Source organism: Mycobacterium neumannii (assembly GCF_002245615.1).
GTDB lineage: Bacteria > Actinomycetota > Actinomycetes > Mycobacteriales > Mycobacteriaceae > Mycobacterium > Mycobacterium neumannii_A.
This window is the reverse complement of the sequence record NZ_NKCO01000007.1, coordinates 149,436-166,007: the sequence shown is the minus strand read 5'-3', so window position 1 is coordinate 166,007 and position 16,572 is coordinate 149,436. Positions and strand designations below refer to the sequence as shown.

Sequence of the window (16,572 nt, the reverse complement as noted above, 5' to 3'; positions counted from 1 at the left end):
GCCCGCTCGCGGAAGAAAGCGGAGGTGGGCTACAGGTACTGACCCAGGTTGGACTCGGTATCAATAGCCCGGCTGGCCGACGAGCTCTTGCCGGTGACCAACGTGCGGATGTAGACGATCCGCTCGCCCTTCTTGCCCGAGATCCGTGCCCAGTCATCGGGATTGGTGGTGTTGGGCAGGTCCTCGTTCTCGGCGAACTCGTCGACGATCGAGTCCAGCAGATGCTGGATCCGCAGACCCTTGCTGCCGGTCTCCAGCACCGACTTGATCGCGTACTTCTTGGCCCGGTCGACGACGTTTTGGATCATCGCACCGGAGTTGAAGTCCTTGAAGTACATGACCTCTTTGTCGCCGTTGGCGTAGGTCACCTCGAGGAAGCGGTTGTCGTCGATCTCGGCGTACATCCGGTCGACAACCTTCTCGATCATCGCCTTGATCGTCAGCGAGCGGTCGCCGTCGAACTCCGCGAGGTCGTCCTCGTTGACCGGCAGTTCTTCGGTGAGGTACTTGCTGAAGATGTCTTGGGCCGCTTCGGCATCCGGCCGCTCGATCTTGATCTTGACGTCCAGGCGGCCGGGCCGCAGGATCGCCGGATCGATCATGTCCTCGCGGTTGGAGGCGCCGATGACGATGACGTTCTCCAGCCCCTCGACGCCGTCGATCTCCGAAAGCAGCTGCGGCACAACCGTCGTCTCCACATCGGAGCTCACACCGGTGCCACGGGTGCGGAAGATCGAGTCCATCTCGTCGAAGAACACGATCACCGGGGTGCCTTCGGACGCCTTCTCTCGCGCGCGCTGGAAGATCAACCGGATGTGACGCTCGGTCTCACCGACGAACTTGTTCAACAGCTCCGGGCCCTTGATGTTGAGGAAGTAGCTCTTCGCCTCGCGGGCGTCGTCGCCACGCACCTCGGCCATCTTCTTGGCCAGCGAGTTGGCCACTGCCTTGGCGATCAGCGTCTTACCGCAACCGGGCGGACCGTAGAGCAGCACACCCTTGGGCGGGCGCAGTGAGTACTCCCGGTACAGCTCCTTGTGCAGGAACGGCAGTTCGACGGCGTCGCGGATCTGCTCGATCTGGCGACCCAGGCCGCCGATGTCGTTGTAGCTGACGTCGGGCACCTCTTCGAGCACGAGGTCCTCGACCTCGGCCTTGGGAATGCGCTCGAACGCATATCCGGCCTTGGTGTCGACCAGCAGCGAGTCCCCCGGGCGCAGCTTTCGCGGACGGGTGTCGTCGTTCAGGTCGTCGTCGTAGCGCTCCGGCAGGTCCTCGGCCGCCACCAGCGGCTCGGCGAGCCAGACGATGCGCTCCTCGTCGGCGTGCCCGACCACCAGCGCGCGGTGTCCGTCGGAGAGGATCTCGCGCAGCGTGCTGATCTCGCCGACCGCTTCGAAGTTGCCGGCCTCCACGACCGTCAGGGCCTCGTTGAGGCGGACGGTCTGGCCCTGCTTGAGCGACTTGGTGTCGATGTTCGGCGAGCACGTCAGCCGCATCTTGCGCCCGGACGTGAACACGTCGACGGTTTCATCGTCCTGGACGCCGAGCAGTACGCCGTATCCGCTCGGCGGCTGGCCCAGGCGGTCGACCTCTTCGCGCAATGCGAGCAGCTGCTGACGGGCCTCTTTGAGGGTCTCCATCAGCTTGGTGTTGCGGGCGGCGAGGGAGTCGATGCGCGCCTCGAGCTGGTGAACATCTCGGGCGCTGCGCAACCCACTCAGGGGCCCGACCGCGTTCTCCAACTGCTCTCGCAAGACGGCAGCCTCCCGGCGGAGCTCCTCGAGCTCGGCCGCGTCCTCACTGGACAGGCCGGATCCTCGGGCGTCAAAACCCTCTGCGAAAGCGTCAGAACGGTCTGATTCACTCATATTGCGCCCCTCCCCGCACCGAAAGTTGGTGCAGTAACAACTTCAAAGCTACCGGCGATTCAGCCTTTGTGTGCGGTGTAGCAATTCGACACACCTGCACCACTGTTAACCTCTCTGATGTGTTGGTCCGATCGAAAGGAAAATCGTGACCCTGAAAGCCCTCGTTACCGGCGTCGCAGCGGTTGCTGTTGTCGGCGGTGCTGCGGCAGGTGTGACGTCCATTGCATCCTCCAACGTAGCCGCCGCACCGACCGTCACCCCGGTCGTTTGGGACATCCCGATGCCGCAGGCCCCGGCTCCCGAACTCGAAGGCGCGCTTCTGCAGACGCTGCAGGCGCTCGGCACGTCCGGCACGGCCGCCAGCAAAGCGCCGTACATCCAGGGTGGCATCGGGCGCATCGAGAGCCGCGTTGCCGACACCAAGCTTCGTGAGGCGGCCGCCGAAGGCAAGTTCCCGTTGAGCTTCTCGGTGGCCAACATCGACCAGAACGGCCCCGTCGTGTCGGCCGATGTCACCGCGACCGCCGCCACCGGCGGCACGGCCAGCCAGAACATCCAGTTCGTGCCCGGCCCGAGCCCGACCGGCTGGCAGATGGCCAAGCAGTCGCTGATGGCGCTGCTGTCCGCCGTCGGCTAGGAGCCCGGTGCGCCGCACCAACCGTTTCGCAGTCCTGAGCGCCGTCGCGTTAGCGGCGGCGCTCGGGCTTTGCGGATGTGGCGCCGACGAACCGGCAACCGAATCCCCCGCGGCGACCGAGCCGCCGGTCGCGACGTCGCCGACGGTGCAGCCGCCGGACCCGGGGGCGACGAGCGCACCCCTGCCGCCTCCCGAGGCGCTCACCGACGTGCTGGCGCGCATCGCCGACGCCAACGTTCCCGGGGCCGAGAAGCTCCACCTGATCGAGGACGCCACCGCGGCCGACGGTGAATCGATGGACAAGTTCGCCGTCGCGCTGCGCGACGGCGGCTACGCACCGGCGACGTTCGAGGCCAAGGATCTGACGTGGTCCGACGGCGCGGACGGTGTCGTTCAGGCGATGGTCACCGTGCGGACCGCCAACCCGGCGGCGGGCGAGTTCACGTTCCCGATGCAGTTCCGCTTCGCCGACAACCATTGGCAGCTGACCCGTTCGACGACCGATGCGCTGTTGCAGCTCGGTCCGGCCCCAACGCCGACACCGACGCCGTGAGCCGCCGATGTGGATCGGTTGGCTCGAATTCGACCTGCTGCTCGGCGACGTGCGCTCGCTCAAGCAGAAGCGCTCGGCGATCCGGCCGGTAATCGCCGAACTGCATCGCCGATTCGCCGTCTCGGCCGCCGAAACCGGCGCCCAGGAACTGCACCGGCGGGCCAACGTCGGGGTGGCTCTGGTGGCCGCCGACCGTGGGCATGTCGTCGAGGTGCTCGACGCCGCCGAACGTCTGGTGGCCGCGCGCCCGGAGTTCGAGCTGCTGTCGGCCCGGCGCGGCCTGCGGCGCAGCACCGACGACTGACTATCGCGCCCTAGCTGGTTGATCGCCCTCACCTGGTGCGTGTAACCAACCCGTCAAGGTCAGCTGCCGAGTTGCCGTTTACGCCGCAGCGGCATCGGCGCCACCGCGCCAGGCGCCAGCTTGCGCGCGCATACCAAAAACGCCGTGTGGCCGCGCATCGTGTGTTGCGGGCGCACCGCCAGACCGACGACGTGCCAGTTGCGTTGCATGCTCTCCCAGGCCCGGGGCTCGGTCCAGCACTGCTGCTCGCGCAGCGCCTCCACCACTCGCGACAACTGCGTGACGGTCGCGACGTAGACCATCAGCACGCCTCCGGCGACCAGTGCATCGGCGACCGTGCCCAACACCTCCCATGGAGCGAGCATGTCCAGGACGACGCGGTCGACCTCCGGACCGCTGAAGGTGGTCAGGTCGGCGACCACCAGATCCCAATTCGCCGGGGGCTCACCGAAAAAGGTCGCGACGTTGCGCTCGGCGTGGTGAGCGTGGTCCTCGCGGACCTCGTAGGAGATCACCCGCCCCTCGGGGCCGACGGCCCGTAGCAGCGAGCACGTCAGCGCGCCGGAGCCGGCACCGGCCTCCAACACCCGGGCACCGGGGAAGATGTCGCCCTCGTGCACGATCTGCGCGGCGTCCTTGGGGTAGACGACCTGGGCGCCGCGCGGCATCGACATCACGTAGTCGACCAGCAGCGGCCGCAGCACGAGGAACTGGTCGCCGTTGGTGGACTTGACCACGCTGCCCTCGGGCAGCCCGATCACGGAGTCGAGGGCGATGACGCCGCGATGGGTGTGGAACTCCCCGCCGGGCGTCAACACCATCGTGTAGTGACGACCCTTGGCGTCGGTGAGCTGCACCCGATCGCCGACGGCGAACGGACCGGTTCTTGGCACAGTCGTTCAGCCTGCCAGTAGACGCGCCGCCGTGGGTACCGGGGTTGTCGGACACCGGTCTTAGGCTGGCGCTATGAACGAGCAGGGCGAGCAGAAGCCGCGGCGCCCGGCGCTGTCGCCCTCGCGGGCCGCCGACTTCAAGCAGTGCCCGCTGCTGTACCGCTTCCGCGCGATCGACCGGCTGCCGGAGCCGTCCTCGGTCGCCCAGGTCCGCGGTTCGGTGGTGCACGCGGCACTCGAGCAGCTGTACGCGCTGCCGGCCGCCCACCGCGGTCCGGAAACCGCGATGACGCTTGTCGAGCCGGCCTGGGACCGCGTGGTCGCCGAACGCCCGGACATCGCCGACGAGTTCGCCCCCGAGGTGCGGGCCACGCTGCTGAGGGAGGCGCGCGACCTGCTGGCCGGCTATTACCGGCTCGAGGATCCCACCCGCTTCGACCCGGACAGTTGTGAGCAGCGCGTCGAGGTCGAACTGGCGGACGGGACGCTGCTGCGCGGCTTCGTCGATCGCATCGACGTCGCCTCGACCGGTGAGCTGCGGGTGGTCGATTACAAGACCGGCAAGGCGCCGCCCGAGGCGCGCGCGCTCGCGGAGTTCAAGGCCATGTTCCAGATGAAGTTCTACGCGGTGGCGCTGCTGCGTTCGCGTGGCGTGCTGCCTGCGCGGCTGCGGCTGCTGTACCTGGCCGACGGTCAGATCCTCGACTACACCCCGGACCTCAACGAGTTGACGCGGTTCGAGAAGACGCTGACCGCCATCTGGCGAGCCATCCAGGACGCCGGAGCCACCGGTGATTTCCGCCCGAAGCCGTCGGCGATGTGCGACTGGTGCGCCCACCACGCGCATTGCCCCGTGTTCGGCGGCACCCCGCCGCCGTACCCGGGTTGGCCCGAGGCCCCCGACGAGGGGTCGCCGACCGCCGAGGACATCGTGCTGCGCGCGGCGGAGCCTGCGGCGTGATCGCACGAAGGCGACCGCGAGCGAGGATCGCAGCGCAGCGAGGACCGGAACGAGCGGGAGTCGAGGCTTGATCGATTGCCACTACCGCCGAACGGGCACCGACGACGAATTCGAGGTCTTCGAGTCCACAGACGGCACCCGCAGCAACTGGAATCCCGAAATCCAGCACGGCTCACCGCCGTTGGCGCTGATGACCAAACGCATCGAGGAGCTGGCCGGCGACTCGGGACTGCGCATCGGGCGCTTGACTCTGGACATCCTGGGGGCGATTCCGGTCGAGCAGGTGCGGGTCCGGGCTTGGTTGGAACGCCCGGGCGCGCGAATATCGCTGATGGCCGCCGAGATGCTCCACACCCGGCCCGACGGCACACGGCGCGCGGTGGCCCGCGTGACGGCATGGCTGTTGGCGACCAGCGACACCGCCGACGCGGCCACCGACCGCTATCCCCCACTCGTGGAGGGCACCGCCGTGGAGGTGCCGCACGGCTGGGTCGGCGCGAAAGGCTACCTGGAGACGGTGAGCTGGCGGCGCCAACCCGAGACCGGCGAGACCGGACACGTGGTGTGGATGAGTCCGCTTGTCGCGCTTGTTGATTCGGAGCCGACGACCGCGCTGCAGCGGCTCGCGATGGTCGTGGACAGCGCCAACGGTGCAGGTGCGGCGTTGGACCCGGAGTCGTTCGTGTTCATGAACACCGACACCGCGGTGCATCTGCACCGCCTGCCGACGGGTGACGACTTCGCGGTGCGCGCCCGTGGCTCGATCGGCCCCGACGGCATCGGGGTGACCACGGCCGAACTCTTCGATCGGCAGGGCTTCATCGGCACCTCGGCGCAGACCCTGCTGGTGCAGCGCCGCCCGTGACCGTCGACCTCCAGTGGCAGTTCGAACTCGTGTGGGCGCTGGCCGACCTGCACTTGGCCGCCCTCGCCGATGACGACTTCCTCTGGGAGCCGGCCGAGGTGACGTGGACGGTACGGCCGGATGCGGACGGTGTGTGGCGTGCGGACTGGTCGGTCACGGAACCCCAGCCCATCCCGGCGCCGACGGTCGCATGGCTCACGTGGCACGTCGACTGGTGGTGGTCGAGCGCGATCGATCATCTGACCGGCGAAGCACCGCGGGAGCCCGGCGTCGTCACCTGGCCGGGTGAGGGCGCCGCCGCCGTCTCCCGCCTGCGTCACCTCGCCGACCGCTGGCGAGAGGTGTTGGCCGGCGTCGACCCGAACACCCCCTCGGCGTACCCGTGGGGCGAGGACTCGGGCCACACCGTCGCGCACACCGCGCTGTGGGTGAACGTCGAATTGACCAGGAACACCGCAGAGATCGGCCAGTTGCGCCTGATACGCGCGGCACACAGGTCGAAGGTCGGGTAGTTCTACCTACCCCCGCCGTCCGCTGCGCCTGCAGGCTGGCGGCATGGACACACCTACCACCTCGCGGACCACCGCCGCCTACTTCCTCCAAGCCGCAATCGCTTTCGGCGTCAGCCTGCTCGGACTGGTCGGCGGGATCTTGTTCCTTCCCCTGGACTCCTGGCAGCGACTGTTCCTGGGCATGACGGCGCTGTTTCTAGTCACCAGTTCGTTCACCCTGGCCAAGGTGATCCGCGACCAACAGGAAGCCGCCACCATCCGGGTGAGGCTCGACGAGGCCCGGCTCGAGAAACTCATCGCCGAGTACAACCCCTTCAGCGCGAGCTGAACAATATGTGCTTGCGTCTATATAGATGACCTGTAATACTAGCCGCATGGACGTCTTCGAAGCGGTCGCCGAGCCGAGTCGTCGCGCACTGCTCGACCAGCTCGTCAACGGTGAACGCACCGCGGGTGAACTGGTCGCGAGCCTGCCGGGGCTGACCCAGCCGACGGTGTCCCGGCATCTTCGGGTGCTGCGGGAAGTCGGCCTGGTGGAGGTGCGGCCCGATGCGCAGCGCCGCATCTATGCGCTTCGCGCCGACGGACTGATGGCAATCGACGACTGGATCGCGCGTTACCGCCGCATCTGGACCGACCACCTCGACGCACTGGAGCGTCATCTGGAAGCAAGGCACGGGAGCGGCGATGAATGACCGCAACGGCCGGTTGACCATCGACGGCGAGCGCGCCGTCCTGACGTTCGAACGCCGGCTGCCCTTTCCGATCGAGGCGGTCTGGTCCGCGATCGCCGACCCCGACGAACGCCGAGAGTGGTTCGGCGCGACGACGATCGAACCGCGGCGAGGCGGGACGATCGAGATGGTGCCCATCGGACCACCACTACCCCCGGACCGGATGCGCATGACCGGGCGCATTCTGGTGTGGGATCCGCCGCACGTCCTCGAACACGAGTGGCGTCAGCCCATCGTCGAGGACAGCACCGTGCGCTACGAACTGACTCCCGACGGCACCGGCACCCTGCTGAAGTTCACCCATCGGGGACTCGGTGTGCGCAACGCCGGCGGGTTCCTCGGCGGATCCCACGCCTATCTGGATCGGCTGCAGGCATACCTGGAGCACGCACCGCTACCGGACTGGCTGCGCAGGCGCGCAGAGATCAACAGCACGCAGACAGGATGAGTTGACATGACGCACAACGGATCTGACATCGCCGCACCTGCCGTCGCGGTTGCCTACCACTCGGGTTTCGGGCACACCGCGACACTCGCCGAAGCCGTGGCCGCGGGAGCGCGCGAGGCGGGCGCGGTCGTGGCGACCGTTGCCGTCGACCGGATGACCGACGCCGACTGGGACGTTCTGGATTCGGCCGACGGCATCGTGCTCGGGAGCGCGACCTATATGGGCAACGTGTCCGCGGCGTTCCAGGGCTTCGCCGAGTCGACCGGGCGGCGTTGCTTCACCGGCGCGTGGCGCGACAAGGTCGCGGCCGGGTTCACCAATTCCGGCGGTAAGAGCGGCGACAAGTTGAACACGTTGGTGTCGTTGGCGGTATTCGCCGCGCAGCACCACATGCACTGGGTCAGCCTCGGTCTGCCTCCGGGCTGGAACCATTCGGAGGCGAGCGAGAACGACCTCAACCGGCTCGGCTTCTTCCTCGGCGCCGGCGCGCAGACCGACGTCGACGCCGACCCCGACGGGGTCCACCCCGCCGATGTTGCCACCCACCGTCACCTCGGTCACCGGTTCGCCTTGGTGACACGGCAATTCATCGTCGGCCGCTCGGTCACGGCAGCGGCGTCATCGCCTGCGGCCTCGTAGGCTACGCCCGGTCACCGCGTGGAAATGCAGTGAAGAACGCGTACGAGGGGTCCTGCTCGTCCATGCGCCCCTCGGCCAGCTTGCCGGACACCGGGTTATTGACATCGGTCGCGAGCGGCGACGAGAACTCGTGTGTCCAGTCGGCTACGCATTTGCGGTGGGCGAACTTCCACCGACCTTCCCGCTTTGAATAGAGGTCGAGATAGCGGCCACCGGTGATCAGCACATACCCGACACCAGCACGCTCGGCGCGGTGGTAGGCGACCACGTAGACCTCTCCTTCGGCGGTATCGGGTCCGGTGATCCGGATGAGGTGATTTGTGACGTTGTGCTGGAGCGCCGCCAGTCCCCCGATTAAGGCTCCAATCGAGTCGATGAACTCTTGGGCGGTGTTCGTCGCGTTGAAGCCGTGCTCGTCGCGGGCGCCTTGTTCGTACAGCGTTGCGGCCAGCGCGACGTCGCCGCGATCCATCGCGCGACAGTATTGAAGGACGAGATCTCGGATCTCGTCCTTGGCGATCAGTGCATCGAGACTCGGCAGCGCGGTGGGCATGCGTCGACGATATTCGATCGTCGCCACGTTCCGGTCAGTTGATGCGGCCGATAATCACCTGCGAGATATCGGAGGCGATCCGTTCGGCATCCGATAAAGCCATTACCGAGACTTCAGACAGGATCGCTGATTTCACGACGAAGACGAACGCCCAGCCGCCGGTGCTGTTGGTGTACACCGCGGTATCGGGATCGCGATGCGCGACGGTGCCGCTGTAGCCAGGAATGTTCAACCCGACGCACTCGGTCATGGCTGCGACACGACGGTCGAACACATTGCGTGCCTCGACGTCGCTCGGGTAGAGCGCGATGGTTTGCAAGGCGGATGCCACCACGGGCACCGTCGAGGGAGCGACGGCGGGACCCGGCGCCCTCGTGCGCGGCCGACCGCTGACCAACTCACCGTTGTCGGCGATCGATCGAAACCGGATCCAGGTGTCTCCGAACGCGACCCGTTGGTCCGCGAGCGCCTGACAAGGCCCGTCGGGCACATACGTGTCGGCAGCGGGTCGCTCGGTATCGGCGTCGCGTGTGAATCCGTCGAATCCGCTGATCTGCTTCACTTCGTCGAGGCTGAGAGGGAGCCGGTCGACGGCGTCATCAGCGCCAGGTTCGCTGTGACGTTGGCACGCGAGCGTACCCAGCGCCATGACGCATCCGACAGCAACCATCTTCGGCATCAAGTCGGCGTTGCCTTTCCGGCAGCGGTTGACGGATATCTGCCCACTGGCCAGGCTACCCAGCCGTCACGTCAGCGGCGTCATCTCCTGCAGCATCGTAGGCACCAGCTCGCTGACCGTCGGATGGATGTGCATCGTGCGCGAGATCGCGGTGTAGGGCTTCTCGGCGGTCATGATGTCGAGGATCGAGTGGATCACCTCGTCACCGCCGACGCCGAGGATCGCCGCACCCAGAATCTGCTCGGTCTCGGCGTCGACGACCACCTTCATGAAGCCCTGCGTCTCCCCTTTTTCCACCGCGCGGCCGACCCGTGTCATCGGACGCTTGCCGACCAACGCATTTCGACCCGACTCGCGCACCTGCGCCTCGGTCAGACCGGCGCGTCCCAGCGGCGGGTCGATGTAAAGCGCATACGTCGTGATGCGGTCGCTGACCCGGCGCGGGTCGTCGTCGAGCAGGTTCGCCGCGACGATCTCGAAGTCGTTGTACGACGTATGCGTGAACGCCCCCTTGCCGTTGCAGTCGCCCATGGCCCAGATGTGTTCGACGTTGGTGCGCAATTGATCGTCGACGACGATGTAACCGCGGGCGTCGGTTTCGACCCCGGCGTTCTCGAGCCCCAGGTCGTCGGTGTTGGGGGTGCGCCCGACCGCGATGAGCAGATGGGTTCCTGCGATGGGTGCCGCACCGTCGCTCGGGATGACCTCGAAACCGCTGTCGGTCTTGGTGAATTGGATCGCGTCGGCGTCGAGGACGATATCGATGCCCTCGGCCTCCAGGATGTCTTTGACCGCGGCCGAGACGTCCCCATCCTCACGTGATGTCAGCCGCGGCCCCTTCTCGATCACGGTGACCCCGGCCCCGAAGCGGCGGTACATCTGCGCGAACTCCAACGCGATGTAGCTGCCGCCGATGATGACAAGATGTTCGGGCACCGTGTCGAGTTCGAGAATGCCGACGTTGGTCAGGTAGTCGATGTCGGCGAGCCCAGGCATGTCGGGTGCGACGGCGCGACCGCCGACGTTGAGGAAGATCCTGTCCGCGTGCAGGACTCGGTCGTCGACGCGGATAGTGTGCGGGTCGGAGAAGCGTGCGTGGCCGCGGATGAACGTGCATCCATCCATGCCTTCGAGCCAGGACTCGACGCCGTCGCGGTCATCGAGCACGATCTTGTCCTTGCGCGCCTTGACCTTTGTCATGTCGACGCCGATATCGCCTGTGCTGACACCGTATTCGGCGCCGCGGCGGGCCAGATGGGCGGCGTGCGCGCTGGCGACCAGGGTCTTGGTCGGAATACATCCGTAGTTCACGCATGTCCCGCCGACGAGTTTGCGTTCGATCACCGCGACCTTCTGCCCCGCCTGCGTGAGCCGGCCCGCCAATGGTGGCCCGGCCTGTCCCGCACCGACGATGATCGCGTCGAAGCGTTCTGTCACCTCAGCCATTTCAAACGGCATCCGTTCACACCAGGCTGACCAGGAACACGATCAGGAAGCCGCCACCCACCGCGACGATGTCTTCGAGGATCGCGCCAGGGCGGTCCTGGCCGTTGCGCAGGTCGGCGAACCGCTGACGTGCCGCCGCGCCGCCCATCGTGCCGAGCACCGCGCCGATGACACCCGCGCCGAGCGCACTGAACGTGTGGAAGTACGCACTGCCGATCACCGCGCCGGCGAAGGCGCCCGTGATGAGACGCGTCGCGAACTGGGGAGTCGTCTTACGGCTGGGGGTTTTCGGCAGCTGATCGGTGACCAGCTCGACGAGCAGGAAGATGGTCAACACGGTGACGGTGATCGGATGCGCCGTCCACTCCGACCATTTCCCGTCTACGTCGATCCACCCCAGCAGCGCGCCCCAGGACACCACCGCCGGTGCGGTCAGTGCGCGCAGGCCGGCGATGACGCCGATCAACAGTGCGAGTACCAGAATCAGGACCTGCGTCATGGCGACCTCCGGCCGGTGTTATGGACCTCCGGACGCTAACACGCAGGCCGGAAGGGTTCGCGCTGAATCACAGGCGACAGAATCGGATGTCAGAAGCCAGAATCGCCTTGGCGCCGATGGCGGCGAGTTCGTCCATGATCTTATTGACGTCGCGGCGGGGCACCAGAGCGCGCACCGCCGCCCACGCCGGGTCGGCGAGCGGAGCGATCGTCGGCGACTCCAGGCCGGGGGTCACCGCGACCGCACGGTCGAGAACGCTGCGCGGGCAATCGTAATCGAGCATCAGGTACTGCTGGCCGCGAACCACGCCCTGCACACGGGCCACCAGCTGGGCACCGGTGGGGCTGTCCGGCGCGCCGTCCCGCTCGATCAGCACCGCCTCGGAGTCACACAGGGAATCTCCGAACGCCACCAGGTTGTGCAGTCCCAGTGTTCGTCCGGAGCCCACCACATCGGCGATCGCGTCGGCGACGCCGAGCTGCACGGAGATCTCCACCGCGCCGTCGAGCCGGATCACCGTCGCCTCGATGCCGTGCGCGGCCAGGTCTTTTCGCACCAGGTTGGGGAACGCGGTCGCGATCCGCTTTCCCGCGAGATCCTCGACCCGCCAATCGGGCCCGGCCGGGGCCGCATACCGGAACGTCGACGAGCCGAAGCCCAGCGCCAACCGCTCCCGCACCGGCGCATCCGATTCGGCGGCCAGATCGCGGCCGGTAATTCCGAAGTCGAGTTGCCCCGAGCCGACATAGATCGCAATGTCTTTGGGCCGCAGGAAGAAGAACTCGACGTTGTTGGCCGGGTCGATGACCGTCAGGTCTTTTTGGTCGGTGCGGCGACGGTAACCGGCTTCGGACAGGACCTCGCTGGCGGGTTCGGAGAGTGTGCCCTTGTTGGGGACCGCGACGCGAAGCATGCGATTCACAGCTTCCGGTAGACGTCGTCGAGGGTGAGTCCGCGAGCGATCATCAGCACCTGCGTCCAGTACAGGAGCTGGCTGATCTCTTCGGTGAGCGCGTCATCGCTCTCGTGTTCGGCCGCCAGCCACACCTCGCCGGCTTCCTCGAGGACCTTCTTGCCGATCCCGTGCACGCCGCCGTCCAGTGCGGCGACGGTGCCGCTACCGGCGGGGCGGGTCCGGGCGCGTTCGCTGAGCTCAGCGAACAGGGCGTCGAAGGTCTTCACGGCACGCGATTGTGTCACGCTCGCACCCGTCGGGTCACGCCGGTTTGCCCGACCCCGGTCACGTACGCGCCATGTGCAGTGCGGCGCGGTGGCTGAACAACAGCGACGCCCCGATCGGGTTTCCTCCACCGGGGTAGGTCTCCCCCGAGACGGCCGCCATCGTGTTCCCCGCCGCATACAGACCCGCGATGGGCCGGTCGGAGGTGTCCAGGACGCGGGCATCGGTGTCGGTGCGTAGCCCGCCCTTGGTGCCGAGGTCGGATATGCCGAACGCCGCCGCGCGGTAGGGCGGGGTGTCGATCGGCACCAGCGGCGACGCGCCGCCGGTGAAGGCCCGGTCGAACGATTCGCGGCCGCGACCGAAGTCCTCGTCGACACCGCGCGCCGCGAACTCGTTGAAACGACGCACGGTGTCTTCCAATTGCGTTGCCGGAACATCGATCTGATCGGCGAGTGCGGCCAGGGTGTCGGCCTGCACCCACAGACCCCCGGCGAAATACTGTTCGGTTGGGGAGAAGGAGACGTTGGTGGCCATCACGGGCGGTTGTTCGCCGGTTCGGCTGTCATAGACCATCCAGTACCGCGACCCGACCGTGCCGTCGCGCATCGCGCGCAGGATCGCGCGGCCCAACCGGTCGTAGGCCGCCGACTCGTTGGCGAAGCGGCGGCCGGAACGGTCGACGAAGATGCCGCCGGTGAAGCACAGCGCGAACGCGGCGCGGCCGTCCGGATGGATCAGCCCCGGCGACCACCACGCCTGGTCCATCAGGTCCACGTCGGCCCCGACGGCAATCGCCGCCCGATGGGCCAATCCCGTGTTGGCCGGGGCGCCCATGGTGTCGCGGGCGCTTCCCGGGACGCCGAATTCGGCCCGCATGTCGGGGTTCTGTTCGAAACCACCCGTGGCGAGCAGCACGCCGCGCCGCGCCGTGATCGTGCGGCGCTCGCCGTCATGCTCCACGACCGCTCCGACCACGCCATCTCCCTCGACGACCAACTCGACCAGGCTCGTGGACAGATGCGCCGTCACCGCCGGGTTGTCGGCCATAGCCCACAGAAACCGTCCGACCAGCGCACGCCCGCCGGTGAGCAGATCGGGCTGCGGCGCCCCGAGGCGCTCATGGTCCAGCGGCCCACGAACCAGGCCCGCGAACCGGCCGAGACGCTCGTCGGGCACCGCCTTGGAGACGATGTGGCGCATGCCGTCGGTGCGGGCGCCGGCCGCCGAACTGTAGTAGTCGGGCCACGGCAGGATCTTGAACGCGAAGTGCTCGTCGCGTTCGAGGTAGTCGATCAGGGCGGCACCGCCGCGGACGTAGGTCTCCTGAAGAGCCGCGGGTGTGCGGTCGCCGACGACCTCGCGGTAGTAACGCAGCGCGTCGGAGATCGTGTCGTCGCATCCGGCGCGGGTGAGCACCGCATTGCACGGATACCACATGCCGCCGCCCCCGGAGTAGGCGAAGGTGCCGCCGAACCGGTCGCTCGCCTCCACGATCGCGACCGAGAGTCCTTCCCGCGCAGCGGTATAGGCTCCGGCCAGTGCCCCGGCAGAGCCGGCGACGAGGACGTCGACCGACTCGTCGATGCCGCTCAGACGGTTTCCTGCTGCGATGCGACCTCGTTGCCCATGTCCTCGAGGTGTTTGCCCTTGGTCTCGGCGACGAACTTCCACACGAACAGCAACGACAGCACCGCGCAGATCGCGTAGAAGCCGTAGGCGATGCCGAGCGAGAAGTCACCGAGTGCGGGGAACGACGCGGTGATCGCACAGTTGGCGAGCCACTGCGCTGCGGCGGCCAGACCCAGCGCGGCGCCGCGGATGCGGTTCGGGAACATCTCGCCGAGCAGCACCCAGACCACCGGGCCCCACGACATGCCGAACGACACCACAAAGAGGTTCGCGGCGACCAGTGCAATCGGACCGGCGATGCCGTCCAGGCTCGGCTGCCCGTCGACCACCGGCGCCGTGCCGAAGATGACTGCCATCGTGCCGAGGGTGATGGCCATACCCGTCGACCCGACCAACAACAACGGCTTGCGTCCGACCTTGTCGATCAGCGCGATCGCGATGAGCGTGGTCACGATGTTGGTCACCGACGTGATCACGGTGATCAGGAACGCCTGCTGCTCCCCGAAGCCGACGGCCTCCCACAGCACGTTCGAGTAGTAGAAGATCACGTTGATGCCGACGAACTGCTGGAACACCGACAGCAGCACACCCACCCAGACGATGCCGTAGAGCCCTCCGGTCGGCTTACGCAGATCGCGCCACGACGGCGGTTTCTCCGACTTCAGCGATTCCTTGATGCGCGTGATCGTCAGCTCGAGGTTCTTCTCCCCCAGCAGCTTCGTCAGCACCCGCCGCGCCTCCGGAATCCGGTACCTGGCAACGAGATAACGTGGTGATTCGGGGATTGTGAACGCCAGAACGCCGTAGACCACGGCGGGCACCGCCATCACGAGGAACATCCACCGCCAGGCCGCCATCCCCAGCCAGAGTTCCTCGCGCGACCCGCCCGCGAGGTGGGCCAGCAGCGCATCGATCGCCAGCGAGATGAAAATGCCGGAGACGATGGCCAGCTGTTGCAGCGAGCCCAACCTGCCCCGGATCCGCGGCGGCGAGGTTTCGGCGATGTAGGCCGGTGCGATGACCGAAGCCACACCGACGCCGATACCACCCACGATGCGGAAGATCGTGAACATCCAGACGTTTGTCGCCAGGCCGGTGCCGAAGGCGCTGATGAAGAACAGCAGCGCGGCGACCTTCATCACCGACAGCCGACCGATCTTGTCCGCGAGACGGCCGGCGACCAGCGCACCCAACGCGGCGCCGATCAGGGCCGCCGCCACGGCCACGCCCGTTACCGCCTTGCTGATCTGGAAGTGGTCCTCGACCGCCGCAACCGCGCCGTTGATGACCGCGCTGTCGTAGCCGAACAGCAGGCCGCCGAGCGCGGCGACGGACGCGATGAGAACGACGCGGCCGCTGTGCTCCGACTCCTCGTAATCCACAGCTGTCGAGGAGTCACCTGCGGGTCCGTGAGTCATGTGAGACCTTTCCACAGCGCGTGATGGACGTCACATTCAATCACAGACCGGTACTCAGGCGGTGCGTTCTCCCGGCCTGTTCACCAGTTCGGAATGGACCCGGCGAAGGTCCGCGGCACGCAGCCCGGCGAGGGAGGAAACGTGGTGTCGACGTGGCCCGCTGGGTACCGCTACGTCGTTGGGCACCACCAGCACCGGGCATCCGGCACGTTCGGCGGCCGCCGAGCCGGTGACGGAGTCTTCGACCGCCAGACACGCCACCGGATCGAAACCCAGCAGTGCGGCCGCGCGTTCGTATACGTCGGGTGCGGGTTTGCCGCGGGTAACCTCGTCACCGCAGACGGACACCGAAAAGTAGTGCGCACCAATGCTGTTCAGTGCCTTGTCAGTCAAAGCACGCAGCGTGTTAGTGACGAGTGCCATCGGGACTTCTTCTGCGGCAAGCTCATCCAGCAATTCTTCCGCACCGTCACACCACTGCAGGCCGCCGTCGAACAGCTCGGCGGTGTAGGCGTGCAGCCATCGGTTCGATTCGGCCATCGCGCGAGCATCGTGGTCGAGGCCGAGGTCGGTGTACACGGTCCGAATGGTGTCCTCGGCCGAGCCGCCGACCAACGCCTCGCGCACCTGTGGGGTCAGCTCGCCCCCGAGTTCGGCGTAGAGCGCGGCCAGCGAGACGTCCCACAGCTTTTCCGAATCGACAAGGGTGCCATCCATATCGAAGAGGACGGCGCGCAGCACCGCCTCC

Annotated in this window: 21 protein-coding genes; 10 read left to right on the top strand and 11 right to left on the bottom strand. The window is 67.1% G+C overall.

Annotated elements, in window-relative coordinates:
* Positions 1 to 29: 29 nt before the first annotated feature.
* The gene (gene arc / locus CEX88_RS11155) at positions 30 to 1,871 is read right to left on the bottom strand and encodes a proteasome ATPase (protein WP_094293533.1); all 1,842 of its coding nucleotides are present in this window, start codon (positions 1,869 to 1,871) and stop codon (positions 30 to 32) included.
* Between the two features lie 145 nt (positions 1,872 to 2,016).
* Here arc and CEX88_RS11150 point away from each other — a divergent pair, with 145 nt between their 5' ends.
* The 3 genes from CEX88_RS11150 to CEX88_RS11140 are packed head-to-tail and all read left to right on the top strand — an operon-like array spanning position 2,017 to position 3,365.
* Entirely contained in the window at positions 2,017 to 2,508 is a 492-nt protein-coding gene (locus CEX88_RS11150; protein WP_064418279.1) for an MTB12 family secreted protein, read from the top strand.
* Positions 2,509 to 2,515: 7 nt separating this feature from the next.
* Positions 2,516 to 3,061 carry a lipoprotein LppK gene (gene lppK / locus CEX88_RS11145; RefSeq protein ID WP_202931453.1) on the top strand — a complete coding sequence of 182 codons (546 nt, stop codon included), beginning with the start codon at positions 2,516 to 2,518 and terminating at the stop codon, positions 3,059 to 3,061.
* Between the two features lie 7 nt (positions 3,062 to 3,068).
* The gene (locus CEX88_RS11140) at positions 3,069 to 3,365 is read left to right on the top strand and encodes a DUF503 domain-containing protein (protein ID WP_064418281.1); all 297 of its coding nucleotides are present in this window, start codon (positions 3,069 to 3,071) and stop codon (positions 3,363 to 3,365) included.
* A gap of 59 nt (positions 3,366 to 3,424) precedes the next feature.
* Here CEX88_RS11140 and CEX88_RS11135 read toward each other — a convergent pair whose 3' ends face one another.
* Complete coding sequence (locus CEX88_RS11135) at positions 3,425 to 4,258, bottom strand: tRNA (adenine-N1)-methyltransferase (RefSeq protein WP_066842641.1); 834 nt, start codon at positions 4,256 to 4,258, stop codon at positions 3,425 to 3,427.
* A gap of 73 nt (positions 4,259 to 4,331) precedes the next feature.
* On the opposite strand from CEX88_RS11135, the gene CEX88_RS11130 reads away from it, so the two are divergent.
* The 7 genes from CEX88_RS11130 (at position 4,332) to CEX88_RS11100 (ending at position 8,417) form a co-directional block, all read left to right on the top strand.
* On the top strand, positions 4,332 to 5,219 hold the full coding sequence (locus tag CEX88_RS11130; RefSeq protein WP_094293532.1) for a RecB family exonuclease: 888 nt from the start codon (positions 4,332 to 4,334) through the stop codon (positions 5,217 to 5,219).
* A 67-nt stretch (positions 5,220 to 5,286) separates the two neighbouring features.
* Positions 5,287 to 6,084 carry a thioesterase family protein gene (locus CEX88_RS11125; RefSeq protein WP_094293531.1) on the top strand — a complete coding sequence of 266 codons (798 nt, stop codon included), beginning with the start codon at positions 5,287 to 5,289 and terminating at the stop codon, positions 6,082 to 6,084.
* Entirely contained in the window at positions 6,081 to 6,596 is a 516-nt protein-coding gene (locus CEX88_RS11120) for a DinB family protein (RefSeq protein ID WP_094293530.1), read from the top strand. Before CEX88_RS11125 ends, CEX88_RS11120 begins: the two co-directional genes overlap by 4 nt.
* 43 nt (positions 6,597 to 6,639) lie before the next feature.
* The gene (locus CEX88_RS11115) at positions 6,640 to 6,924 is read left to right on the top strand and encodes a YiaA/YiaB family inner membrane protein (RefSeq protein WP_066842650.1); all 285 of its coding nucleotides are present in this window, start codon (positions 6,640 to 6,642) and stop codon (positions 6,922 to 6,924) included.
* A 46-nt stretch (positions 6,925 to 6,970) separates the two neighbouring features.
* A complete protein-coding gene (locus tag CEX88_RS11110) occupies positions 6,971 to 7,291 on the top strand; it encodes an ArsR/SmtB family transcription factor (RefSeq protein WP_094293529.1) in 321 nt (106 codons plus the stop codon).
* Positions 7,284 to 7,778: an SRPBCC family protein gene (locus CEX88_RS11105; RefSeq protein ID WP_094293528.1), complete on the top strand. Its 495-nt coding sequence runs from the start codon at positions 7,284 to 7,286 to the stop codon at positions 7,776 to 7,778. Before CEX88_RS11110 ends, CEX88_RS11105 begins: the two co-directional genes overlap by 8 nt.
* 6 nt (positions 7,779 to 7,784) lie before the next feature.
* On the top strand, positions 7,785 to 8,417 hold the full coding sequence (locus tag CEX88_RS11100; RefSeq protein WP_094293527.1) for a flavodoxin family protein: 633 nt from the start codon (positions 7,785 to 7,787) through the stop codon (positions 8,415 to 8,417).
* Position 8,418: 1 nt separating this feature from the next.
* Here the strand turns inward: CEX88_RS11100 and CEX88_RS11095 are convergent, their stop codons facing one another.
* The 9 genes from CEX88_RS11095 to CEX88_RS11055 form a co-directional block, all read right to left on the bottom strand.
* Positions 8,419 to 8,970 carry a nuclear transport factor 2 family protein gene (locus tag CEX88_RS11095; protein ID WP_094293526.1) on the bottom strand — a complete coding sequence of 184 codons (552 nt, stop codon included), beginning with the start codon at positions 8,968 to 8,970 and terminating at the stop codon, positions 8,419 to 8,421.
* 34 nt (positions 8,971 to 9,004) lie between these two features.
* The gene (locus CEX88_RS11090; RefSeq protein ID WP_202931452.1) at positions 9,005 to 9,619 is read right to left on the bottom strand and encodes a sensor domain-containing protein; all 615 of its coding nucleotides are present in this window, start codon (positions 9,617 to 9,619) and stop codon (positions 9,005 to 9,007) included.
* 96 nt (positions 9,620 to 9,715) lie between these two features.
* Positions 9,716 to 11,086, bottom strand: a complete 1,371-nt coding sequence (locus CEX88_RS11085) for an FAD-containing oxidoreductase (protein WP_094293580.1) — start codon at positions 11,084 to 11,086, stop codon at positions 9,716 to 9,718.
* Between the two features lie 25 nt (positions 11,087 to 11,111).
* The gene (locus tag CEX88_RS11080; RefSeq protein ID WP_094293524.1) at positions 11,112 to 11,594 is read right to left on the bottom strand and encodes a DUF4126 family protein; all 483 of its coding nucleotides are present in this window, start codon (positions 11,592 to 11,594) and stop codon (positions 11,112 to 11,114) included.
* A 67-nt stretch (positions 11,595 to 11,661) separates the two neighbouring features.
* Positions 11,662 to 12,507, bottom strand: a complete 846-nt coding sequence (gene hisG, locus CEX88_RS11075) for an ATP phosphoribosyltransferase (RefSeq protein ID WP_094293579.1) — start codon at positions 12,505 to 12,507, stop codon at positions 11,662 to 11,664.
* 5 nt (positions 12,508 to 12,512) lie between these two features.
* Positions 12,513 to 12,794, bottom strand: coding sequence for a phosphoribosyl-ATP diphosphatase (locus CEX88_RS11070; RefSeq protein ID WP_094293523.1), 282 nt, complete (start codon positions 12,792 to 12,794; stop codon positions 12,513 to 12,515).
* A gap of 40 nt (positions 12,795 to 12,834) precedes the next feature.
* A complete protein-coding gene (locus CEX88_RS11065; protein WP_094293578.1) occupies positions 12,835 to 14,370 on the bottom strand; it encodes an FAD-binding protein in 1,536 nt (511 codons plus the stop codon).
* A complete protein-coding gene (locus CEX88_RS11060; RefSeq protein WP_094293522.1) occupies positions 14,367 to 15,824 on the bottom strand; it encodes a sugar porter family MFS transporter in 1,458 nt (485 codons plus the stop codon). The genes CEX88_RS11065 and CEX88_RS11060 overlap by 4 nt, the downstream gene beginning before the upstream one ends.
* A 54-nt stretch (positions 15,825 to 15,878) precedes the next feature.
* Positions 15,879 to 16,562 (bottom strand): HAD family hydrolase, encoded by a 684-nt coding sequence (locus CEX88_RS11055; RefSeq protein WP_094293577.1) that lies wholly within the window; start codon positions 16,560 to 16,562, stop codon positions 15,879 to 15,881.
* Between the last annotated feature and the right edge of the window lie 10 nt (positions 16,563 to 16,572).